General features: G+C 70.3%; 3 protein-coding genes. 1 reads left to right on the forward strand and 2 read right to left on the reverse strand.

All coding sequences use genetic code 11. The features are described from left to right. Window positions 1-204 precede the first annotated feature (204 nt). The gene (locus tag SSBG_RS05010) at window positions 205-600 is read right to left on the reverse strand and encodes a cell division protein SepF (RefSeq protein WP_008745130.1); all 396 of its coding nucleotides are present in this window, start codon (window positions 598-600) and stop codon (window positions 205-207) included. Between the two features lie 524 nt (window positions 601-1124). On the opposite strand from SSBG_RS05010, the gene SSBG_RS05015 reads away from it, so the two are divergent. Further along, window positions 1125-2009, forward strand: a complete 885-nt coding sequence (locus SSBG_RS05015) for a SigB/SigF/SigG family RNA polymerase sigma factor (protein ID WP_037868974.1) — start codon at window positions 1125-1127, stop codon at window positions 2007-2009. 191 nt (window positions 2010-2200) lie between these two features. Here SSBG_RS05015 and SSBG_RS05020 read toward each other — a convergent pair. Continuing rightward, a partial coding sequence (locus SSBG_RS05020; protein WP_234010372.1) for a glycoside hydrolase family 64 protein occupies window positions 2201-2874 on the reverse strand: 674 nt, incomplete at its 5' end.

Raw genomic sequence — 2874 nt, forward strand, 5'->3', positions numbered from 1 at the left:
CGAGCGGCGCCCCGCTCCGGCGACGCGGGCGACCCAGCAGGATCACGCGAGCCCCCGGCACCTCCGGCACCACGCCTCCCGCCCGCAACACCGCCCGGCCCCGTACCCGGGCGCCGCCCGACGCCGACGCCTGTACGCCTCCCGGCCCCGGCCCCGCCCCGCTCGCCGCTCACCCGCCCGGCTCGCCGCTCGCCTCCCGGCCTCTCAGCCGAGCGCGCCCGTGCCCCGTACGCCTTCCACCAGGCTCTGCACCTCGGTGCCGGGAGGGGCGAGCAGGAAGACGTTGCGGTCCACGCGGTGCATCCCGCTGCCGAGCCCGAAGACCACGCCGCTGCTGAAGTCGAGTACGCGCTTGGCGGTCTCGCTCTCGGCGCCGCTGAGGTCGAGCAGGACCGGGATCTGCGCCATGAGTGTCTCGGCGACCTCCCGCGCGTCCGCGAAGACGTTCACGCGCAGGACGACGAAACGGCGCCGCGAGGCGGCCTCCTCGTCCGGGAGCGCGCGATGCCCCGGCCAGGACGGCCAGGCGTCGCTGCTGCGCAGCGGTACGACCTGGGCCAGCCCTTCCCACTGCTCATCAGTGACGTCGTGGCTGTTCACTGCCCCACCCCGTCCGGGCTCGTACGATTGTCTGCATTCGTTCATTCTCGCCCGCCTCACTCGTTCGGCGGACCAGCGACACACCCGCTTGCGGCCCCCGGCGGCACGCCTGACGGTACGTCGGCACCCTGAGGGCGCCCTGGGAAACCGTACCCAACAACCGGGGCGGCACAGCGCGGCGGGGCCCGTCATGACGCGCTCGGAGAACACCTGGTTTCCGAATTCCCGGGCTCGCCACATATATGCGTGGTGTTTTTCGAAGCCCCTTCGTGTCTTTTCTTATTTCCTGCGGAAAGTCACCGGGAGAGCGCGAATTCACCAGGTCAGGGCGGGAAGGCGAGGAACGGAAGGGGATCTTCCGCCAGGCGGGGGCGCTATTCCGGCGGCACGAAACCCTGCCCCTCCCCGAAGATTTCGGGCCGTTTCCCGATCGTCGCGTTTCATCGTGTGTGACGTCGGGAGGCCGGGGCAGGCGGGGCCATGTCGAAGTTCTTCGACCGCAACCGACTGCAAAGGTGCTACTCGTGACGATCTCCACGCACAGCACGGGCACGTCCGGCCCGGCGGCGGCCGAGGCGGACGCTGCCGGGCTGCCCTGGATAGAGGACGCGGGGAAGATCGCCCCGCAGGACGCCCGCGAGCTGTCCCGGCTCTTCTTCGACCAGCTCACCGTCCTCGAAGAGGGCACGCACGCGTACCAGTACGCGCGCAACACACTCATCGAGATGAACCAGTCCCTCGTCCGTTTCGCCGCGCGGCGCTTCCGCAACCGCGGCAACGGCGACATGGAGGACATCCTCCAGGTCGGCACGGTCGGCCTCATCAAGGCCATCGACCGCTTCGACCTGACGCGCGAGGCCGAGTTCACGTCCTTCGCGATCCCGTACATCGTCGGTGAGATCAAGCGGTACTTCCGCGACAGCACGTGGGCGGTCCACGTCCCGCGACGGCTCCAGGAGCTGCGCGTGGACCTCGCGCGGGCCAAGGAGCGGCTCGCCGTGGACCTGGACCGCGACCCGGGGGTCAAGGAACTGGCCGCCGAGCTGGGCATCAGCGAGGACGAGGTGATCGACGGGCTCATCGCGGCGAACGGCTACATGTCCGATTCGCTCGACCTGCCCGCCGACAGCACCACGAGCGGCAAGCCCGACCAGAAGACCGCGACGACCTACGCCGACTTCCTCGGGGACTGGGACCCGGCGATGGAACTCGTCGAGGACTTCACCGCGCTGCGCCCGCTCCTCGGCACGCTCGACGACCGTGAGCGGTATCTCCTGGAACTGCGCTTCGGGCAGGAGCTGACACAGGCGCAGATCGGCGCCGAGCTGGGCGTCTCGCAGATGCACGTCTCCCGGCTGCTGAGCCGGACGCTGGGCAAGCTGCGGGAAGGGCTGCTGTCGGAGAAGTGAGCCGCTGCCCGGCGGGACCGGGACCGGGTTGTGCACAGGGCCCGTACGAAGAGCGGATCTTCGTACGGGCCCTGTGGCGTGCCCTGCGCGGCGGCCGGACGCGGGAGGGAGCCTCAGCGGCTCACGCCCCCCGGGCCGTCACCGCCCCCCGGCGCGGACCGGTCACCCCCCGGGGCGGGTCACCGAACTCGTCACCACCCCACCGCCACGGCGAGCCACTGCGGGTCCTGGTGCGAGACGAAGGAGGACTGGCCGGCGTAGTCGTCGTACGGGAAGCCGTAGGCGAGGTGGTTGATGCCGTGGTCGTGCCAGTACTTGGCGTAGTAGTTCGCCGGGCTGTCCTTGTAATAGAGGTCCGGCGTGGACCACTGGTCCTCGGGGAGCTGGGCGACGTGGCGGTTGAGCGCCGAGCACTTGCCGGGGTCGTTGGCGAGGACGCCCGCGCAGCCGGTGATGTCCGAGGTGGGCGCGTTGACGCCCTGCGACTGGGCGTACGCGGTGAAGTAGTCCGCGTACTGGCCGCCCTCGCGGAACTCGGGCGCGCTGCCGGGGGCCGGGATGCGGGTCGGGTCGTCGGCGAGGCCCTTGAACTCGGTGGGGACCTCGTCCTTGAACTGCTGGAAGGTCTGCTCGCGGGTCTGCTGGAAGGTGTCGTAGTCCTCGCCGACCTGCACGTCGTAGCCGTCCTCGGCGTGCAGGCGCATCGCGAGCTTGAGGCCGAAGGCGTCGACGCGGGTCGTGTTGCCGTTGAAGACGTTGTCACCGACCGTGAACTCGATGAAGTCCTGGTACTTGCTGTCGGGCGAGCCGAGGTAGAAGTACATGCGGCCCGCCTCGGCGGGCCCGTCCGTGCGGAGCGGGCCCC

The sequence above is a fragment of the Streptomyces sp. SPB074 genome (assembly GCF_000154905.1).
In the GTDB taxonomy this organism is placed as follows: domain Bacteria; phylum Actinomycetota; class Actinomycetes; order Streptomycetales; family Streptomycetaceae; genus Streptomyces.